The sequence below is a fragment of the Arthrobacter sp. ZGTC131 genome (assembly GCF_002929275.1).
In the GTDB taxonomy this organism is placed as follows: Bacteria; Actinomycetota; Actinomycetes; order Actinomycetales; family Micrococcaceae; genus Arthrobacter.
Window position 1 is genome coordinate 39,056 of sequence record NZ_PJIK01000017.1, and the last position, 19,575, is coordinate 58,630.

General features: G+C 67.6%; 17 protein-coding genes. 7 read left to right on the top strand and 10 right to left on the bottom strand.

The window, feature by feature from the left end; all coding sequences use genetic code 11:
* The first annotated feature begins 104 nt into the window (after positions 1 to 104).
* A complete protein-coding gene (locus CXQ90_RS18185; protein ID WP_104140760.1) occupies positions 105 to 2,507 on the top strand; it encodes a DEAD/DEAH box helicase in 2,403 nt (800 codons plus the stop codon).
* Positions 2,508 to 2,530: 23 nt separating this feature from the next.
* Here the strand turns inward: CXQ90_RS18185 and CXQ90_RS18190 are convergent, their stop codons facing one another.
* From CXQ90_RS18190 to ssd, 7 genes are all read right to left on the bottom strand, one after another.
* Positions 2,531 to 2,902 carry an Rv3654c family TadE-like protein gene (locus CXQ90_RS18190; protein ID WP_104140761.1) on the bottom strand — a complete coding sequence of 124 codons (372 nt, stop codon included), beginning with the start codon at positions 2,900 to 2,902 and terminating at the stop codon, positions 2,531 to 2,533.
* Positions 2,899 to 3,444 carry a TadE family type IV pilus minor pilin gene (locus CXQ90_RS18195; RefSeq protein WP_308470562.1) on the bottom strand — a complete coding sequence of 182 codons (546 nt, stop codon included), beginning with the start codon at positions 3,442 to 3,444 and terminating at the stop codon, positions 2,899 to 2,901. Before CXQ90_RS18195 ends, CXQ90_RS18190 begins: the two co-directional genes overlap by 4 nt.
* Positions 3,441 to 3,725 (bottom strand): DUF4244 domain-containing protein, encoded by a 285-nt coding sequence (locus tag CXQ90_RS18200; RefSeq protein WP_104140763.1) that lies wholly within the window; start codon positions 3,723 to 3,725, stop codon positions 3,441 to 3,443. Before CXQ90_RS18200 ends, CXQ90_RS18195 begins: the two co-directional genes overlap by 4 nt.
* Positions 3,726 to 3,881: 156 nt before the next feature.
* Positions 3,882 to 4,496: a type II secretion system F family protein gene (locus CXQ90_RS18205; RefSeq protein WP_104140764.1), complete on the bottom strand. Its 615-nt coding sequence runs from the start codon at positions 4,494 to 4,496 to the stop codon at positions 3,882 to 3,884.
* Positions 4,497 to 4,656: 160 nt separating this feature from the next.
* Entirely contained in the window at positions 4,657 to 5,571 is a 915-nt protein-coding gene (locus CXQ90_RS18210; protein WP_181038623.1) for a hypothetical protein, read from the bottom strand.
* Positions 5,571 to 6,818, bottom strand: a complete 1,248-nt coding sequence (locus CXQ90_RS18215) for a TadA family conjugal transfer-associated ATPase (protein WP_258064595.1) — start codon at positions 6,816 to 6,818, stop codon at positions 5,571 to 5,573. The genes CXQ90_RS18210 and CXQ90_RS18215 overlap by 1 nt, the downstream gene beginning before the upstream one ends.
* A gap of 65 nt (positions 6,819 to 6,883) precedes the next feature.
* Entirely contained in the window at positions 6,884 to 8,158 is a 1,275-nt protein-coding gene (gene ssd / locus CXQ90_RS18220; RefSeq protein WP_258064592.1) for a septum site-determining protein Ssd, read from the bottom strand.
* A gap of 216 nt (positions 8,159 to 8,374) precedes the next feature.
* On the opposite strand from ssd, the gene CXQ90_RS18225 reads away from it, so the two are divergent.
* Together CXQ90_RS18225 and CXQ90_RS18230 are read left to right on the top strand one after the other, a co-directional pair.
* A complete protein-coding gene (locus tag CXQ90_RS18225; RefSeq protein WP_104140768.1) occupies positions 8,375 to 10,123 on the top strand; it encodes a bifunctional 3'-5' exonuclease/DNA polymerase in 1,749 nt (582 codons plus the stop codon).
* Between the two features lie 248 nt (positions 10,124 to 10,371).
* Positions 10,372 to 10,569 carry a DUF1508 domain-containing protein gene (locus CXQ90_RS18230; RefSeq protein WP_104140769.1) on the top strand — a complete coding sequence of 66 codons (198 nt, stop codon included), beginning with the start codon at positions 10,372 to 10,374 and terminating at the stop codon, positions 10,567 to 10,569.
* Here CXQ90_RS18230 and CXQ90_RS18235 read toward each other — a convergent pair.
* The 3 genes from CXQ90_RS18235 to CXQ90_RS18245 form a co-directional block, all read right to left on the bottom strand.
* Positions 10,566 to 11,243: a CoA pyrophosphatase gene (locus CXQ90_RS18235; RefSeq protein ID WP_104140770.1), complete on the bottom strand. Its 678-nt coding sequence runs from the start codon at positions 11,241 to 11,243 to the stop codon at positions 10,566 to 10,568. The genes CXQ90_RS18230 and CXQ90_RS18235 overlap by 4 nt on opposite strands.
* Positions 11,240 to 12,007 carry an endonuclease III gene (nth, locus tag CXQ90_RS18240; RefSeq protein ID WP_104140810.1) on the bottom strand — a complete coding sequence of 256 codons (768 nt, stop codon included), beginning with the start codon at positions 12,005 to 12,007 and terminating at the stop codon, positions 11,240 to 11,242. Before nth ends, CXQ90_RS18235 begins: the two co-directional genes overlap by 4 nt.
* Before the next feature lie 166 nt (positions 12,008 to 12,173).
* Entirely contained in the window at positions 12,174 to 13,694 is a 1,521-nt protein-coding gene (locus tag CXQ90_RS18245; RefSeq protein WP_258064593.1) for a hypothetical protein, read from the bottom strand.
* Between the two features lie 431 nt (positions 13,695 to 14,125).
* Here CXQ90_RS18245 and acs point away from each other — a divergent pair, with 431 nt between their 5' ends.
* The 4 genes from acs to CXQ90_RS18265 all read left to right on the top strand — a co-directional run bounded on the left by acs (position 14,126) and on the right by CXQ90_RS18265 (position 19,563).
* Positions 14,126 to 16,138, top strand: a complete 2,013-nt coding sequence (gene acs / locus CXQ90_RS18250; protein ID WP_104140812.1) for an acetate--CoA ligase — start codon at positions 14,126 to 14,128, stop codon at positions 16,136 to 16,138.
* A gap of 219 nt (positions 16,139 to 16,357) precedes the next feature.
* A complete protein-coding gene (locus CXQ90_RS18255) occupies positions 16,358 to 17,668 on the top strand; it encodes an ABC transporter substrate-binding protein (RefSeq protein ID WP_104140771.1) in 1,311 nt (436 codons plus the stop codon).
* 15 nt (positions 17,669 to 17,683) lie between these two features.
* Positions 17,684 to 18,655, top strand: coding sequence for a carbohydrate ABC transporter permease (locus CXQ90_RS18260; RefSeq protein ID WP_104140772.1), 972 nt, complete (start codon positions 17,684 to 17,686; stop codon positions 18,653 to 18,655).
* Positions 18,652 to 19,563 (top strand): carbohydrate ABC transporter permease, encoded by a 912-nt coding sequence (locus CXQ90_RS18265; RefSeq protein ID WP_104140773.1) that lies wholly within the window; start codon positions 18,652 to 18,654, stop codon positions 19,561 to 19,563. Before CXQ90_RS18260 ends, CXQ90_RS18265 begins: the two co-directional genes overlap by 4 nt.
* Positions 19,564 to 19,575: the final 12 nt, after the last annotated feature.

Sequence of the window (19,575 nt, forward strand, 5' to 3'; positions counted from 1 at the left end):
CGATCAGCGCCGACGGTAACTGCTTGCGCCGGCGCCGGCGCAGGCACAGGCACCGGCGGCGTGTGCACCGGCGGCGATTTTTGGCCGGATGAAACAATGTTGGGGTGAACCCCCATGACTCGCTGATTCCCCTGCTGGGCCGCGGCCCGGACCCGGAGCAGCTCCGGCATGTGCGGACCATCCCGGCCCGCGACGCGGTGCATGAACCGTGGCCCGACTGGGCCCATCCCGACCTGGTGAGGGCGTACGGCAACTTGGGCATCCAACGGCCCTACCGTCATCAGGTCCGGGCGGCCAACATCGCTCATGGTGGCGAGCACGTCGTGATCGCCACCGGCACGGCGTCCGGCAAGTCGTTGGCGTACCAGCTGCCGGCGCTGGACGCGATCCACCGTTCCGAGCTCCGGGTCCTCTCGGAACCGGGAAAAATCCACGACGACGGCGCCGTGACCCTTTATCTCTCCCCCACGAAGGCGCTGGCCGCCGACCAGCTCGCGGCCATCCGTTCGTTGAAGCTTCCGACAGTCAGGGCCGAAACCTACGACGGCGACACGGACCCGGCCTCGCGGCGCTGGATCCGGGATCACGCGAACTTTATCCTGGCCAACCCCGACATGCTGCACTTCGGAATCCTGCCGAACCATGCCTGGTGGGCAGGGTTCTTCCGCCGGCTGCGCTACGTGATCGTGGACGAGGCGCACAGCTACCGAGGTGTCTTCGGCTCCCACGTGGCCAACCTGATGCGGCGGCTGCGGCGCATTTGCGCCTATTACGGGGCGGGCACGTCCTTCCCCGGCCCCGTCTTCATTGCGGCATCCGCCACGGCGTCGGAACCCGAGACCTCCTTTGGCCGGCTGATCGGCGCGCCCGTCCGCGGCGTCGCCGAGGATTCCTCGCCCCACGGCGCCACCACGGTGGCGTTTTGGGAACCCGCCCTCACCGAAGTGCGGGGCGAGAATGGCGCCAAGGAACGCCGGACCGCCGTGGCCGAGACCGCCGACCTGCTCGCGAACCTCGTGTCGGCCAGAATCCGGACCATCGCCTTCATCAAGTCCAGACGGGGCGCGGAAACCATCTCATCGATCACCAAACGGCTCCTGGACGAGGTTGATCCGAGCCTGCCCCAAAGAGTGGCCGCGTACCGCTCCGGCTATCTCCCGGAGGAACGCCGGGCCCTGGAAAAGGCGTTGCGGGCAGGCCAGCTTCTGGGGATTTCGAGCACCTCAGCCCTCGAACTGGGCATCGACATTTCGGGGCTTGACGCGGTGTTAGTGGCGGGCTGGCCCGGGACCAGGGCATCCCTCTTCCAGCAGATCGGCAGGGCGGGCCGCGCCGGGCAGGATGCGATCGCCGCCTTCGTGGCCAGCGACGACCCGCTGGACACCTACCTGGTGAACCATCCCGAGGCCATCTTTGACGTGTCGGTCGAGGCGACCGTGTTTGACCCGTCGAATCCTTACGTGCTCGGTCCCCACCTGTGCGCCGCCGCTGCAGAGCTTCCGCTGGGCGTGGCGGAGCTGCCCCTCTTCGGTGCTACGGCGGAGAAACTCCTCGGACAGCTGGTAACGCAGGGCTACCTGCGGCGGCGCCCGGCAGGATGGTTCTGGACACATTCCCAGAGCGCGGCCGGGATGGTGAACCTGAGGGCCGACGGCGGAGGCCCCGTGAGCATCGTGGATGCGGACACGGGATCACTGCTGGGGACCATGGATTCACCGCAGACCCACTACCAGGCGCACACCGGCGCCATCTACGTCCATCAGGGCGACAGCTATGTGGTGGAGGACCTGAATGAGGCAGATCACTGCGTGGTGGTGCGCCGCGCCAACCCCGACTACTACACCACCGCCCGGGACGTAACCCAGATTGAGGTGCTCGAAACGCAGCGGTCGGTCCAGTGGGGGGACGTCGCTGTGCATTTTGGTGATGTGAAGGTAACGACTCAAGTGGTCTCCTTTCAGCGGAAGGCCCTGATTTCGAATGAGGTCCTGGGCGAGGAACCGCTGGAGCTCGGAGCGCGGGAGCTTTTTACGAAAGCCGTGTGGTTCGTCATGGACAATCGGTCGCTCACCGGTGCCGGCCTGATCGAGGCACAGTTCCCGGGCGCCCTCCACGCCGCAGAGCACGCCGCCATCGGGCTGCTGCCGCTGGTGGCGTCGAGCGACCGCTGGGACATTGGCGGCGTGTCCACCGCGATCCACGCGGACACCGGGGTTCCCACCATATTTGTGTACGACGGGCACCCCGGCGGCGCGGGCTTTGCGGAACGGGGCTTCGAGAAAGCCAAGGTGTGGCTTTCCGCGACGAGGGACGCCATCGAGGCCTGTGAGTGCGAGTCCGGCTGCCCCTCGTGTGTTCAATCTCCGAAGTGCGGGAACAAGAACAACCCGCTGGATAAGAACGCCGCCGTGACATTGATCGACGTCCTGCTGCGCGATGCCACGGAGACCGCAGGCCCGCCGCAGGAGCATGCGGCGGGACCACCCCGCGCGTCTGCCGGCCTATAGCACGGTTTCTTGGGCTCCCGCCGTTAGGGCGGCGGCCCGGCCCGGGCATGCCCGGCGGCCGTGCCGAGAACGGCGCCGGCCGCCAGCTCGGTGCGGACCTCGACGGACTGATCACCTCCCTCGACACAACTGACCAGCATGGCGTCGTGCCGGGCTGCCACGGCGGCAGCTACCCGGCACGGCTCCCCGGCTGACACACCGCGCAGTGCGTCCGCGGCCGCCAGAGCGGCGAGATCGGCCGCAGCTGCTGCCCTTGAGGCCAGCACCGCTGCCTGCGCCAGCAGGAGGAGCATGACCATTGCCCCGAGGACCACCAGGCCGAGGCCGGCTGCCAGGACAGTGCCCGAGCCCCGCTCTGGATTCTGCTCCCCGCGCGGCTTTTTGCCCCGGCTCATGCGTGCCGCTTTGCGAAGCCATCCCCTGGGCCGGAGACGGCCGGCGTGGCGCGGGGCTGAAACGATGCCGATTCCGCCGTTTCCCCCCGGGCCTCGGCCCTGGCCGTCAGCGTCCACGGAACCACGGTGCCAAACGGTCCGGCCACGCGGTCCGACACTGTGACGCCCAGCCATTCGCCGTCAGCCACCACAGCCGACGATGCCGTAGCGCCCGCCAGCTTCCTGACCATTCCCTCGACGGCGGACGGCGACTCTCCCCGGGCCAGCGCCCGGGCGCTGGCCCGGGCCGCTTCCTCCAGCCTGAGCTGGGTAATTCCCGCCGCAGACCCCGCCAACAGCATGGCCAGGAGCAGCAGGACCGCAGGAAGTGCGACCGCGAATTCTGCGGTCACGGCGCCGCTGGTGTTCCTTTCGCCGGCGCTCCCCTGGCCGTGAAGTTTCCCCGCCCCACGGTCAGATCGCTGCTGCACCGTCCGGTTGCCCGAGCGTCCGGCGCCCGACGGCGGTGCCGCCGCCAGCGGGGTCTGCGGTAGCGGGCTCACGGCAAGGCCAGCGCCGTACGGATCAGGTTGAGCAGGAAGCCGCGGACTTCGTCGCTGCGCAGGATGAACACCAGGAGCCCGGCGAATCCGACCGCAGCCAGCGTGGCTATGGCATACTCGGCTGTCGCCATCCCGGCTTCCGAAGCCATGAGGGGCCGCCGGGTGCGCGCCTTGATGCGAGGCGCCGTACTGGCGCCGGGGTAGATCTCCCGGACAGCCCCGTCTGGGCTGTCCTGGTGCAAGGGCTGGGCCTCGGTGGCACCGTGTTGGTTCAGGGACATAGCTTTTCCTTTCTGGTTATCCGGCGGGATTGCCGGTTAGTTCGACTGTTCCGCCTGGGGAGCGGGCCGGTAAGTGACGGATTCGCCTAAGTGGAAAAAGCGCCGTGCGTGCCGCCGTGTGGAGGAACAGTGCCCGGGTTGGCGATCAGACGGCACTTAGGCTCCGGAGGGCACCAGCGCAAGCAACACGGGGACCACGCCCAGGCAGATGAACGCCGGCAGGGAGCACAGGCCCAAGGGAATCACGAGCTTGACGCTGAGGGACGCTGCGCGTTTTTCGGAGGAACGGAACCGTTCGCGCCTCATCCTGGCGGCCTGGGCATAGAGAATGGCCGACGACGGCGCACCGGTCAGTGCGGCGAATCCCAAGGCGTCGCGGAGGGCTAGTATCTCGGGTGACCTCGCCTGCGTACTCCGCCAGGCGGTGTCCCAATCAGCTCCGATGGCCATGGCCCCGACGACGGGTCTTAGCGACCGGCTGTACTCCGGCGACGCCGCGGCTGCCACCAGTTCCAGGGACCGTCCGATCCCTGATCCGGCGTCGAGCATGGCTGCGACCAGCTCCAGCATCATTGCGGTGTCGCGTAGGCCCGCGCCGTGTCCGGCAGGAGCGGACCGGCCGGAGCCGCCGATGTGCGTCCCAGATTCCGGGATCATGCCGTTTCTGCCGAGAAGGCGCCGCCGAGTCCGCGAATGACCGGTGAACGCGACCGCCGCAGCAGCAGCCAACACCATGGCCACCAGTGCAGCGGAAAGAACCGGCCCGGTCACGAGCCGGGACCTGTCATGCCGGGGTTCCGTGGCACATTTGTCCCGTCGCGTCGGGGTCCGCGGCACCGTGGCCGTCGCATGTCGCCGGCCCGCTCTAGCGGCCGGGCACAGACCCGTAGCGGGCAGAGTCGTGTCGCCTGCCTGTCGCGTTGCGGCCCACTCATGGCACTGACGCTCCGGCGGCGGCCCGCACGAGCCTTGCCGACCACAGCCTGCCGGCAACGGTAAGGACGACTCCTGCGACGAGTGCCGCCACGCCGATGGGTGTGCCGAGCAGCATCGCCAGCGGATCCACGCCCAGGCAGAACCCCAGCCCGAGTCCGAGCAGGGGAAGCCAGGTCAGCAACGTAACTGTCGCCTTGGGCCCGGCCAGGGCGGTCTGGCGCGCTGCTTCGGCGTCATCCTCGACCTCGAGCTGCGCAGCAAACCGGGTCAGCACGTCAGCCAGAGGACAGCCGCTGGCCTCGGCGATGTCAAAGCAGGCTGCCAGTTCCTGCCAAATCCGCGGTTCGCGGCTGCCGGCAGCGTGACCAGATGAGGAGGCGGCCAAACGAACTGCCTCGGCCACGGGCGAGCCGCGCATTGCCGCACCGCGCGCAGCAGCCAGGACCGCCGCCGAGCCGGGACTGAGCCGCGGCCCGCCGCCGGTGCCGTCGGCGGCATCGGATCCTCCGTACACGAGACACAATTCGTCCCAAAGGCGGGCAGGAGTCCGGCCGCCCTTCAGCAGGGCAGCGAGTTGCTGAACCAGTACTGTGAGGGACACCGCGGCGTCATTGCGACGCCTCCGGCTGAGGCTGAAGCGATCGCGGCCACCCCATGAAAGATCCTGCCCGTCGCTTGCTTCGAGGCCCCTCCGCCGACGATAGCGGCGGGCCGGTGAGACATCCGGGAGAGATCCCCGGGCCTCCGGGGATCCGGCGTTGGCCCAGCGTGCCGTTCCTCTCCTGCTGCGGGCTGTCCGACTCCCGGCGGCGCTCCCCGCGAATGCCTTGCGGACCCTGCGGTGAAGGCCTTGCGGCGGCCGCAGGATCAGCCAAAGCGCAATGGCCAACGCAGCAATAAGTACGGCGATCACGCTGGCGCTCCCGTTGTGCCGAGCCCTTCGTCCTGCTCCGCCATCCCCATCTTCTGCGGTAGCCCCGCGTCCATGCCGAGGCGCCGCGCCAGGGCCTCCCACGCCGGTCCGGTGAGCAGCTGTCCGCCCGAAATCTCGAGTGCCACGGCCACGCCAAGTCCGGCGGACGTGTCCGTCAGAACACCCACGCAGGCCACATACCGCCCGTGCCGGGATCGTGCCACGTGAACCACGATGTCCAGGGCGCTGGCAACCTGCAGCCTGACGGCGTCCTGCCCCAGCCCTGCCAGTGCCCCGAGCGCAATGAGCCGCGCCGGTACCGCGCCGGCGGCATTGGCGTGGATGGTCCCGCCACCGCCGGTATGTCCGGTGTTCATTGCGGTTAGGAGTTCCCGCACCTCAGCGCCGCGGCACTCTCCCACCACCAGCCGGTCCGGCCGCATTCTCAGCGCCTGCCGCACCAGCTCACCCAAATCCACTTCGCCGCCGCCTTCCAAGTTGCCGTGCCGCGACTCGAGCTGGACAACGTGCGGGTGTACCGGGTTCAGCTCGGAGGCGTCCTCAATCAGGACCAGCCGTTCACCGGGATGACAGAGTCCCAGCAGCGTGGACAGCAGGGTGGTTTTCCCTGACCCCGTAGCTCCGCTGACTAGAAAGCTCAGCCGCTGCTCCACCAAGCGTTCCAGTACCGCCTGCACCAGAAGGCCGAACATACCTCCCTGCCGGAGCTCGTCCATGGAAAAGACCTGTTCGCGCCGGATCCTGACACTCAGGAGCGTCCCGGATGCGGAGATGGGAGGCAGGACTGCGTGAACGCGGTAACCGCCCTCGAGCCGAACATCCACGCAGGGTGATCCGTCGTCCAGGCGCCGTCCGCCCGCCGCCACCAGCCTGGCGGCTAGGGCCCGGACCTGGGCTTCTCCGGCGAAGACCACAGGCGCCCGTTCGATGCCCCTGCCGCGGTCAAGCCACACGGAACCGGGCGCGTTGACGAATATGTCCGTCACCGACGCATCCCGGACCAGCTGCTGCAGGGGCCCGAGCCCGTTCAGTTCAGCACTGATGCGTTCGACGGCGGCAAGGGACCCCGCGGTGCCGAGCAGCTTTCCCGTAGCCTGTACGGCGGCCGCAACGCGCGAGGGAGTGACTGGTCCGGCATCTGCCATGACGGATTCGCGCACGGTTTCCAACAGCCCCGCGTCGAGGGCCCTCGCCGCCCGCCGCCGGCTGGCGCTCGACGCCAGCCCGGGGCCCGCCGCAGCACCTGGCCGCGGACCGAAACCTGGCTCCGGAATGCCCAAATGGGCACTCACCGGACATCCCCCGCCAGCAGCTCATCGTCGAGAATGTCCAGCACCGAGGCCGCGAAGCGGCGGATGCTCTTCCGCTTGCCGTGTTCCAGTAGGCGGCCGAGTTCGGCGGCCGCAGCCGTGCCGCGCACTTCCGGCATCCGGCCGTGCAGCGGAAGGCCCACAGACTCGGCAATCAGTGCTCCGTCCAGCGCAGCCCCGGCCTTCCCCCTGACAAGCAGCGCCGACTCCACGGGCGGCAGCTCCTGCAGCAGCCGGGCAGCAGCGACAGCCGCCTTCAACTGCGCCGGGACCACGACCAGCAGGCGGTCACAGTCCCAGGCAAAAGTCCGCAACGGTTCGCCATTCCGCCCGATGTCGACGATGACCAGCTCGTAGCCCCGCCGTGCGGCGTCGAGTACTCCGCCCACGCTGGCGGAGTCGACAGCCGGCGGCCTTTCCCTTGTGCCGGGCCACGACAGGAACGAAAACCCTCCGGCCATGGGCAGGGCGTCCGCGAGCTGCTCGGGGTCGATGCTGCCACTGGCATCCGACAGATCCGGCCATCGGAGGCCCGGCGATTCCTCGGCCGCCAAGGCGAGTTCGAGTCCGCCTCCCCAGGGGTCTGCGTCCACGAGCAGAACCCTTGCGCCGAGGCCTGCCGCCGCCTGGGCAAGCCAGATCGCCGCCGTGGTGGCGCCTGCACCTCCGCAACCGCCGGTAACGCCGAGGACCATTCCCCCGGCCTCCGGTGCACGTGAGCGGCTGAGGTACTCGGCGAGCCACGCAGCGGCGTCGGGGAGGACGGCTACGCGTTGCGCGCCAAGGGCCGCTCCGAGGTGCCACAGCGCATCCCCTTCCCCGCTCAGACCCACGAGCACGGATGGCGCGCGGCGGCGCGGAGGCAGATCTCGAACATCGCTGCCCACCAATACGGCCGCGGCCGAATCCCAGTAGGGAGCAGCCTCCGCGATGTCGGCAGCCACGCGCAGGCTGGCCCCGGCGGCCGCCACGATCCGTTCTACTTCGGCATGGAGAAAATCGAAGGCGGTGACCAGCAGTACCTCGCTCGCCTCAACGGGCAGCCAGGGCTCCGGACCACGTCCGGTCTGCCGGATCCTTGCAGCACGCTCGGCAGCAGACGTCCGCCGCGCTGCCGGCGCTCGCCCGTCAGGTGTACCCGGTGCCCTGTCCGCCGTGCGCTGTGCGGGGATGCCCTGACCGGATGGCATAGCCGCCGGCTCAATATCCGGTTCGGGGGCGCTTTCCTGGTTCCGTGCATGGTGCCTGCTCATGCGTCCACCCTGCCGAAAAGATCCGTTGCTGGTCAGGGCCGGATTGTCCTATGTGGACAACCCGGCGGCCCTCGCCCTGTGGAGGAGATGTCCGGCGGCGCGGCCGGACGGACGTATTGCACAAATCCGGCGCCCGGATCCCGGTCCTCGGCTTCCCGTAAGCGCCGGCAAGCGGGGCGGCAAAGAACACCGCCTGCGGCAAGGCAGAATTGACGCATGTATCTGTTGCTCGCCGCCCACGCTGACGGCGCAGTCATACAGGAACTCACCGCCGCCGGCCTGCCCAGTCCCGGCAATCCGGAACCGCGGATCATCAGGCGAAACTCCACCGGAGAATCCTCGGCACCAGGCAAACAGCCCAGCGCAACCGGACTTGCCGCCGTCGTGCGTGAACTCGAAAAGCGGCGGCCGCGCTGGATCTGGCACCGGACGCAGGACTGGTACCCGGCCCTGCTGCAGGCCGGCGTCGAGCTGGAGCGCTGCTACGATCTCGCACTGTGCGGCGCCATCCTGGCGCATTCGGAGTTCACGGCGCATACCGCCTATGCGGAAAACGCCGAGAAGCTGACGCAGGACGACGATCTCCAGCCGCCGCGGGTGCTTCAGCCACCGCCTCCGCCCGCCGATCAGGGTGCGCTCTTCGACGACCCCGGACTGAGATCCGAACCCCGGCATACCCTCGATGAGCTCCGCACCGACTACGCCGCCCAGCAGGAGGCTCTGGGGGCCGCAAGCGCGGACGGCAACCGGAGGCAGCGGCTGCAGCTGCTGCTCGCCGCCGAATCCGCCGGGGCCATGATCGCCGCCGAGATGCAGCATGCGGGCGTGCCTTGGCGGGAGGAGCTGCACGAACAGATCCTCGCCGAATATCTGGGCCCGCGGCCGCCGCTGGGACACCGGCCCGCCAAACTCGAGGCACTCAACTCGGAACTCCGCCGGCTCCTCAACTCGCCGAGCCTGAACCCGGACTCGCCGCAGGAGCTCATGCGCGCTCTGCACCGGAATGGCATCGAGGTAAAGTCGACCCGGCAGTGGGAGCTCAAGGAGTCCAGCCATCCGGCCATCGAGCCGCTGCTGGCCTACAAGAAGCTCTCCCGGCTGCATACCGCGAACGGGTGGGCGTGGCTGGATGCCTGGGTAAAGAACGGCCGGTTCCAGCCCGAGTACGTGGTGGGCGGCGTCGTATCGGGGCGCTGGGCTTCACGCGGCGGCGGTGCCCTGCAGATCCCCCGCCAGATCCGCGGCGCGGTGCATGCCGATCCGGGCCACAAACTGATCGTTGCGGACGCCTCCCAACTTGAACCCCGCGTTCTGGTAGCGCTGGCCCAGGACTCCACCATGGCCGAGGCGGCCCGCGACCAGGACCTCTACGCGGGCATCGCCGCTAAGGGATTCGGCGGCGATCGCGGGAAAGCCAAGATGGCGCTGCTGGGCGCTATGTACGGTGCCACGTCCGGCGAAGCAGGGCGCCTCATGCCGCAGCTGGCACGGACCTACCCGCGCGCCGTCGGCTTCGTGGAGCGGGCGGCCCGCGACGGCGAGGCCGGGAAAACGGTCACCTCCCGTCTGGGCCGCAGCAGCCCGCCCCCGTCCGAGCGATGGCTCCTCAGCCAGCGGTCCACTTCGGCCGAGGAGCAGCGGCGGGCGGATTCGATCGCCCGCTCGCGGGGCCGGTTCACGCGCAACTTCGTCGTGCAGGGCTCCGCGGCGGACTGGGCCGCCTGCTGGCTGGCGGAATTACGACGCCGGTTGCGCACCTTGCGTGCCGACGGTTCCGCTTCCGGGGAGCTCGTTTTCTTCCTGCACGACGAAGTCATGGTCCACGCCCCCGAGGCGGCCGTGGATGCCTGCATCAGGGCGATCGAGGCAGCCGCCAACGCCGCCAAGGAGCTGCTCTTCGGCCCTATTCCAGTGGAGTTCCCGGTGAGTGTGGCGGTAGTGGACTCCTACGACCACGCGAAGTAAGGACGCCCCGTCAGGCGCCGGTCGATAACAGAGCCCCTGGGCTGCAGCCGGGGCGTGACAATAGCCGCTCAACGGCGGGAAATAAAGTCACATCCGTCCGCCATGGACACGTACCGTTGAACGAAGTAACGTACCCGCGGGTAGCTCGCCCCCTGTGGCCCAGGACACTAGGCTCGAAAGTGGCCGGGCAGTGGCAGAATCGTTGGTCCGGCACGTGCAATGAAGCATCAGCAGGGGGTTCCACGCCAATGGCGGGCAAATTTGAAGTACACGAGGACGGCGAGCAGTCCTATAAATTCCGGCTCATGGACGGGGACGGCAACGTGGTGGCTGTGTCCCCGCGGTTCAGGACCGTATCCGGCGTCCTGGCGGGCATCAACGCGATGCGGGAAAACGCCGCAACGGGGCTTGTAGTGGACCTGCGGAAGCCGCAGCCCCAGCGCTAGAGATCCAACTGGTGCAGCCGGGTCCGGTCCCACGGAACAGCCCAGTCCAGCTGGTCGAACAGTTCGTTCAGGATCATGCCGGTAAAGCCCCAGACCACCACTTCCTTGACGGTGAACGCCGGACTCTGGAACGTCTGGTTCATCCTCGTGACGGTGGCCATCGCCCGGTTTTCCGGATCCAGCAGGTCCCGAACCGGGACGCGGAAAACCTGGGCGGACTCGCCGTAGTCCATAACTCGGACGGGCGACGGCGAGGCCCACCATCCGAGGACCGGCGTCACGAGGTAATTGCCGCGGGGCAGCGCCAGTTCGGGCAGGACCCCGAGCACTTCCACGCCTGCCGGATCCACCCCGGTCTCCTCCTCGGCCTCGCGCAGCGCCGCCGCGACCGGAGACTCGTCCGGATCGATGCCGCCACCGGGAAATGCCACCTGACCGGGGTGGTCGTCCAGCGTGTGCGCGCGCTCGAGGAGCAGCACGTCCAGGTCCGCGGCCACCAGCGGCTTTCCCGAGGCCGCCGGGACGTTGTCCAGCGCACCGAAGAGGATCAGCACGGCAGCCTTTCGTGCCACCGAGGCGTCCACCGTGAGCGTGCGCCAGTACGGATTCCGCGCCGGTCCTGTTCCGGCGTTGATCGACTTGACGAGGTCCACCAAGTCCTGGCGCGCGGTCATGGGACCCTCCGCTGGGATTCCATCCGGATCTCGGCCGCACGGTGGGTCTCGGCCAGGAGCCTGCCGAGGAGTGCCTCGTTTCCCGGCGCGAGCTCGTACTTAAGGAGTTTCGCGGCCTTGGCCGGGTCCGTCTCGCCCAGGCCAAAGCTGGGACACCAGTTGGCCACGGCGCAGGCGCCGCAGGCGGGCTTCCGGGAATGGCAGACCCGCCGGCCGTGGAACACCACGCGGTGGGACAGCATGGTCCAGTCGCGGGGCTCGAACAGTTCCGCCACATCGGATTCGATGCGGACTGGATCGTCGGACTCGGTCCAGCCGAACCGCCGCGCCAGGCGTCCGAAGTGCGTGTCCACGGTGATGCCGGGAATGCCGAAGGCATTTCCCAGCACCACGTTCGCGGTTTTCCGTCCGACGCCGGGAAGCGTCACCAGATCTTCGAGCCGGCCGGGAACCACGCCGTCGAACTCGTCCACGAGCCGGTTCCCAAGGGCCAGGAGGTTCTTCGTCTTGGCCCGGAAGAATCCTGTCGGCTTGATGATCGCCTCCAGCTCCGCGGTGTCGGCTTCGGCCATGGCACGTGCGTCCGGATAGCGGGCGAACAGCAGCGGCGTGATGAGGTTGACGGTCACGTCGGTGGTTTGCGCGGACAGCACCGTGGCCACCAGGAGCTCAAACGGATTCCGGAAGTCGAGCTCGGCGTGGGCATAGGGGTACTGCTCGGCAAGGGCCCGGTTGATTCGCCGGGCCCGCCGCTTCCGCGCCAGTGTTGACTCGCCGGAACCGGGCGCACCCGCTTCGGGCGCACCGGTTCCCGCCGCCGTCGGGCTTCCGGGCGCACCGGTTCCCGCCGTCGTCGGGCTTCCGGGCGCACCGGCTCCGTTCCGCACGGTGCCGCGACGGGGTGTGCTGGAGGTGGCCACGGGAGGCCGGCTAGCCGCGCTCGATGTTGCTGAGATCGCGCAGGACGCCCACGCGGCCGTCCGTGTGCTGGACCAGGAACTCATCGCCCCGGTCCTCGAGGGCCAGCACCCAGCCGCCGGGCTCGATTCCGAACAGCGGTGCTCCGGTGCGCTCGTCAACGGCCGTCCGGTGCTGCGCCACCGCGAACCAGAATGCCTCGTGGACGGGCTGCTCCTCGGACTCCTCGGGCCGGCTTGCGGGATCAACCGTAGCGCCGATCGGCTCCTGCGATTTCATCGGCTCCTGCGCCTTCACCTGCGGATGGACGGCGGTGGCCGGAGTGGCCGACGCCGCCGGGGCCGTGCCGGCGCCGGCAGCAGCTGCGGTGACCGGAGTTCCGTCCAGCTGCGTCTCCTCGGCCGCCGGCGTTGCCGGTTCGGTTGCCGCTGGCCGGGCGGCTGCGGGAGCCTCTGCGGAAGGCACGACGGCGGCGGGTCCGGTTTCGGGGGATGCTGCGGCGCTGCTGGCTGCGTTGGCGGCGGGCCAGGCACCCGCGGACGGCGCCATTCCAGCGGAGGGTGCTATTCCGGCGCCCGTGGCACCGGCGCCGGTTGCGGCACCTAAGGTTCCCGCCCCGGCTGTTGGGGTAACGGCGGTGGCGCCGCCCCTTGCCGGCGCCGGGGCTTCTGCTTGGGCTGCGGACTGGCCGCCGAATTTCTGGCCGCCAAAAAGCCGGCCGACCGCCTTCTGGCCGACCGCCGTCGGGCCCTGCTCGGACGGCTTGGCAGGTTTCGGCGCCTTCGGCGCACGAGCGGGCACGGCGGATTCGCGGGCGGCGATGTGGGCCGGCACTTCAGCCCGGTCCAGGAAGTCGCCGGCGAAGAAGGGAATGAACCTGGCCAGCACCGTGGCGGCGAAAAGCACCAGGGAGCCAATCAGTGCAACGAGCAGGCTCGGCGTGAATGCTCCTGCGACAGAGAGGAAGAAGAAGGCCACGGCAAAGGAGGCCACAACCGAGCCGAACTGGTCGACGGACAGCGAGCCGATGCGGACCTTCGTCTCGGGAGCCAGCCGGCGCGCCACAAACAGCGCCGCCAGGATGAGCGGCAGCACGATCCCCAGCCCCAGGAAGAACAGGCTTCCGAGGTTCCACAGGTTGTACCGGACGGCGAACATCGGAATCAGCGATGCGACGAAGAGAATCAGCGTGGCCCCGAAAACGGTCAGGTCACGGACGGTGAAAGGGCCTGCGACTGCCACGTTCCGCGCTCCGGAACCCGTGCCACCAGCGGAAGCACTGGAGGCAGCTGCCGCGGATTCCCCTCCTTGGGGCCTGCCGGAGTGTGAGCCGTGGCTGTTGGCCTGCGAATCGTCCCGCGGCGCTTCACGTTGTCCGGTTGAACCTATTTCGGCTCCGGCCGCATCGGCCGGAGCGTGCCCGGCTGGAGCCTGCGGACCCAGGTCGCGCTGGGCCTGACCCTGCTGACCGGAGTTCCGCTGGTCCGGGCCCGGCTGGGTCAGACCCGGCTGGCCGTGGCTTTGCTGATTCATACTGTTCTCCTTAGCGTGGCGCCACCCGAGCGGCTGTCCGATGCCGGGCGACGCCTAACGGCCGGCGGGCCCGACCTCAGGGGTCAGGCTGCCTCCGGCCTCTGTCACGAGTCCTTCTCAGCCTAGCCAAGTGCATGGATGATCACTAGCTGACTGGCCGCGGCGGGGCGCCGGGGATGCCCCGGCCGGGGATCACCCCGGTACCGACGCCCGCGAAGGCGGGCAACCATTCGTCGCGAAATAGGCACCGCTCACTGTTCACTATGTGACGCGGCACACGTGGCTGAACCGAAAGCGCTAGTCTGTTTTCGGAACAGCTCTTTGCGGTATGTCCGCGATCGGCCGCAGCCCGACGCCGTGCACAGCGGCCCGGCGCCGGCCGGGCACGGCACATCCCGCGCAGCAAAGATCGATGAATGATGAGGTTCACCATGTCCCACGACACTCCCGGCTCGACGGCCACCGCCGCCGCAACCAGCCAGCAGGGCGATGCTCTCGAAAACCTGCTGCATGAGAACCGCAAGTTTGCCCCGTCCGAAGACTTCGCCGCCAACGCCGTGGTTGGTGCGGAAGCCTACGCCGAGGCCGAAGCCGACCGCCCTGCCTTCTGGGCCAAGCAGGCCCGCGAGCTGCTCACGTGGAACAAGGACTTCACGCAGGCGCTTGATTGGTCCAATCCCCCGTTCGCGAAGTGGTTCGTCGGCGGCGAGGTGAACGCAGCGTACAACGCGCTGGACCGGCACGTGGAGAACGGGCTCGGCGACCGCGTGGCCATCTACTTCGAGGGCGAACCCGGCGACACCCGCAGCTACACCTACGCCGAACTGACCGAAGAAGTGAAAAAGGCCGCCAACGCGTTCGAGTCCCTCGGCGTGGCCAAGGGTGACCGCGTGGCCGTTTACCTGCCCATGATTCCGGAGGCCGTGATCACGCTGCTCGCCTGCGCCCGGATCGGGGCGGTGCATTCGGTGGTGTTCGGCGGCTTCTCCTCCGACGCCCTGCGGTCCCGGATCGAGGACGCCCAGGCAAAGCTCGTGGTCACCGCCGACGGCACGTACCGCCGCGGCAAGCCCAGCGCCCTGAAGTCGGCTGTCGATGAAGCACTAGCCAACGATGGCCACACGGTGCAGAACGTGGTGGTGGTCAAGCGCAACGGGCAGGACGTGGACTGGCACGCGGGACGCGACCACTGGTGGGCAGACACCGTCGAGGCGGCCTCCGCCGAGCACACCGCCGTGGGTCATGACTCCGAACACCCGCTGTTCATTCTGTACACCTCCGGCACCACCGGAAAGCCCAAGGGCATCCTGCACACCACCGGCGGGTTCCTCACCCAGACGGCGTACACCCACAAGGCCGTGTTCGACCTGCACCCGGAGACGGACGTCTACTGGTGCACGGCCGACGTCGGCTGGGTCACCGGCCACTCGTACGTCGCCTACGCTCCGCTCATCAACGGCGCCACCCAGGTCATGTACGAAGGCACCCCCGATTCCCCGCACCAGGGCCGCTGGTGGGAGATTGTCCAGAAGTACAAGGTCTCCATCCTCTACACCGCGCCCACCGCCATCCGCACCTTCATGAAGTGGGGCCGGGACATCCCGGACAAGTACGATCTCTCCTCCATCCGGGTCCTGGGCTCCGTGGGCGAACCCATCAACCCCGAGGCCTGGATGTGGTACCGCGACGTCATCGGCGGAAGCGGCGGCAAGAAAAACCCCGCACCCATCGTGGACACCTGGTGGCAGACCGAAACCGGCGCCCAGATGATCGCCCCGCTCCCCGGCGTCACCGCCACCAAGCCCGGCTCAGCGCAGGTGCCGCTGCCCGGCATCGCCGTGGACGTCGTGGACGAGAACGGCGTCTCCGTGCCCAACGGCCATGGCGGGTTCCTGGTGATCCGCGAACCGTGGCCTGCCATGCTCCGCGGAATCTGGGGCGACCCCGAGCGGTTCAAGGAAACCTACTGGTCCCGGTTCGAGGCCATGTACTTTGCCGGTGACGGCGCCAAGAAAGACGAGGACGGCGACATCTGGCTCCTGGGCCGCGTGGACGACGTCATGAACATCTCCGGGCACCGGCTCTCCACCACGGAGATCGAGTCCGCCCTGGTGAGCCACCCGGCCGTGGCGGAAGCCGCCGTCGTCGGAGCGGCGGACGAAACCACCGGCCAGGCAGTGGTGGCGTTCGTGATCCTGCGCGGAGATGCCGTGGACTCAGGCGATGAAATCGTCCAGGACCTCCGCAACCACGTGGGCAAGGAAATCGGGCCGATCGCCAAGCCCAAGACCATCCTGGTGGTGCCCGAGCTCCCCAAGACCCGCTCCGGAAAGATCATGCGGCGCCTGCTTAAGGACGTGGCCGAGGGACGCGACGTCGGAGATGCCACCACCCTGGCCGACAACACCGTCATGGCCCAGATCGCGGCGTCGCTAAAGAAATAAGCACAAAACCGCACTTTGCAGGGCCCGGCCGCACTCAGCGGACGGGCCCTGCTGCTTGGCCGTCACGGGCCGCCCATTGGCCGCTCACCGGCCTGCTCACGGGGCCTGCCCACCGGACGGCAGCATGTTGTTTTTCGATCTTTCCTGTTCCCTTTTGCGAGGTTATAGTCATCCCTATGTGAGGCGCCTCACAACCAGCTGAACCTCAAGGGAGAGATCATGGCAGCGCACACAGAACCGTCCCTACCCGCCGGCCCCGGCCGGCGCACAATCCTGAAGAGTCTGGGCGTGGGTGCTGCCGGGCTGGCCGGCGTGCCGCTGCTGGCAGCCTGCACCGGAGGCACCGGACCGTCCGGAGGAGGCACGGAGTCGTCGGGACTCACGTTCGGTTCGGGGTCCTCCGACGAGGTTCCCAAGAAGGCATACCAGGCGGTGACTGACGCCTTCACCAAGAAGACGGGCAAGACGGTCAGCACCAACGTCGTGCCGCACAACGACTTCCAGAACAAGATCAATTCCTACCTGCAGGGCTCGCCGGACGACACGTTCACCTGGTTCGCGGGCTACCGGATGCAGTTCTACGCCGGCAAGGGCCTGCTCGCTCCCGTCGACGATGTCTGGGAGACGATCGGCGGAAACTTCTCGGACGCCCTGAAGACAGCCTCCACCGGACCCGACGGCAACATGTATTTCGTGCCGAATTACAACTACCCGTGGGGCTTCTTCTACCGGAAGAGCCTGTGGGCGGAGAAGGGCTACGAGGTTCCGGAAAACTTCGACGCCCTGAAGACCCTGGCGGCCAAGATGAAGGCCGACGGCATCATCCCGATCGGCTTTGCCGACAAGGACGGCTGGCCCGCCATGGGCACTTTCGACTACATCAACATGCGCCTCAACGGCTACCAGTTCCACGTGGACCTCTGCGCGCACAAGGAATCCTGGGACCAGCCGAAGGTGACCGAAGTGTTCACCACTTGGTCGGCGCTGCTTCCCTTCCAGGACCCTGCCGCGCTGGGCCAGACCTGGCAGGACGCGGCCAAGGCATTGGCGGCCAAGAAGACCGGAATGTACCTGCTTGGCTCCTTCGTCACCCAACAGTTCACGGATCCCGCCGTGCTGAAGGACATCGACTTCTTCCCGTTCCCGGAGATCGCCACCGAGGGCCGCGACGCCGTCGAGGCCCCCATCGACGGACTACTCCTGTCCAAGAAAGGCGGCGAGAATGCGGCGGCGCGCCAGTTCATGGAATTCATCGGCACGCCCGAGGCCCAGGACGCGTATGCCGCCGTTGACCCCTCCAACATCGCCACGGCCAAAGGCACCGACACGTCCAAATTCAGCGAGCTGAACAAGAAGTGCGCCGACACGATTGCCAACGCCAAGTACATCAGCCAGTTCTTCGACCGCGACGCCCTGCCTGCCATGGCCAACAACGTCATGATCCCCGCCCTGCAGACCTTCCTCAAGGACGGCAGGATGGACGTCAAGAATCTCGAGGCCCAGGCCAAGACGCTCTACGCGGCCCAGTAGCGGTCAGGGATTCTCATGAGCACCACAGCAAGAGACCTGGTCCCGCCGGAATCCAGGGCACCGTCCGGAGCGCAGGCCAGGGGCGTCAAGAGCGGGAAAGTCCGGCGGCTTTCCAAACGCGACAAGATCGTCCTTTCCTTCATGGTGGGCATTCCGACGCTCATCCAGTTGGTATTTGTCTGGCTGCCCACGCTGATGTCCATCGCCCTGAGCTTCATGCGCTGGAACGGCCTGGCCCTGACGGACATCAGGCCTGCTGGCCTCGATAACTACCAGTACATCTCGCAGGACTACCCGCCGTTCTGGCCGGCCATGCAGCACAACCTGCTGTGGCTTGCCTTCCTGGCCCTGGTGGCCACCCCGCTGGGACTTCTGCTGGCCGTGCTCTTGGACCAGCAGATCCGCGGGAGCAAGATCTACCAGAGCATCTTCTTCGCTCCCGTGATGCTGTCCCTGGCCCTGATCGGCATCATCTGGCAGCTCTTCTACCAGCGGGACAACGGCCTGCTGAACTTCCTGCTGGGCACCTCCGGCACACCGCAGGCGGTTGACTGGTTCGGCGACTCCTCCGTCAACATCTGGGCCGCCCTGATCGCCGCCACCTGGCGGCATGCCGGCTACGTCATGCTGCTCTACCTTGCCGGCCTCAAGGGCGTCGACCCGAGCCTCAAGGAAGCCGCGGCCATCGACGGCGCGAATGCGGTGCAGACCTTCTTCCGGGTGGTCTTCCCGGCCATGCGCCCCATCAACATCGTGATCGTCGTGATCACCATCATCGAGTCGCTGCGTGCGTTCGACGTTGTCTACGTCATCAACCGCGGCACCAACGGCCTCGAACTCATCAGTGCGCTGGTTATTCAGAACCTCGTGGGAGAGGGACAGGTGATCGGCGTCGGATCCGCCCTTGCGGTGGTTCTGCTGGTGATCTCCCTGGTCCCGATCGTCTTCTACCTCAGCCGCACCTTCGGCAAGGAGAACAAAGCATGAGCACCACGGCAACGCGCGCAGGCTTTCCCACCGCAGAGCGGCACCGTTCCGGCAGCAGGCCGAAACGTCACTACGGAACGCACATCTTCCTCACGGCCATGGCGGTCATGTGGCTCATCCCGTTGGGATGGGCGCTCTTCACGGCCCTGCGGCCCATCGCCTCCACCAATGAACACGGCTACTTCAGCATCGCCGGCGAGTTCAACTTCGACAACTTCGTCCAGGCCTGGACGCAGGGCGGCATCGCCAAGTACTTCTGGAACTCGGTGATCATCTCCGTTCCGGCCGTCCTTCTCGTGCTCTTTCTTTCGTCCATGATGGCGTTCGCCGTCAGCCGGGTGAGCTGGAAGTTCAATGTCACGCTGCTCATCATGTTCACGGCCGGCAACCTGCTGCCGCCCCAGGTTCTGGCGGCCCCGCTGTTCGAGATGGCCAAGCACTTCGAGGTGCCGTATGCCTTCAGCGATTCGGGCAACATGCTCAACACCTACATTGTGGTCATCGCCGTGAACACCGCCTTCCAGATGGGCTTCTGCACGTTCGTCCTTTCCAATTACATGAAGGCGCTGTCCCCGGACCTGACCGAGGCCGCGCTGGTGGACGGGGCGGGCATCTGGCGCCAGTACCGGGAGATCATCATGCCGCTGTGCCGGCCGGCCTTTGCCGCCCTCGGCACGCTGGAAGTCATCTTCATCTACAACGACTATTTCTGGCCGCTTATTTTCATCCAGAGCGGCGACAGGCTCCCGGTCACCACGGCCATCAACAACCTCCAGGGCGAATTCCTGAACGACTACAACCTGCTGGCCGCCGGAGCCGTCATCACCGTGATTCCGACGCTGATTGTCTACCTGCTCCTGCAGCGGCAGTTTGTTGCCGGGCTGACTCTCGGTTCCAGCAAGGGGTAGGCGAAGATGGTA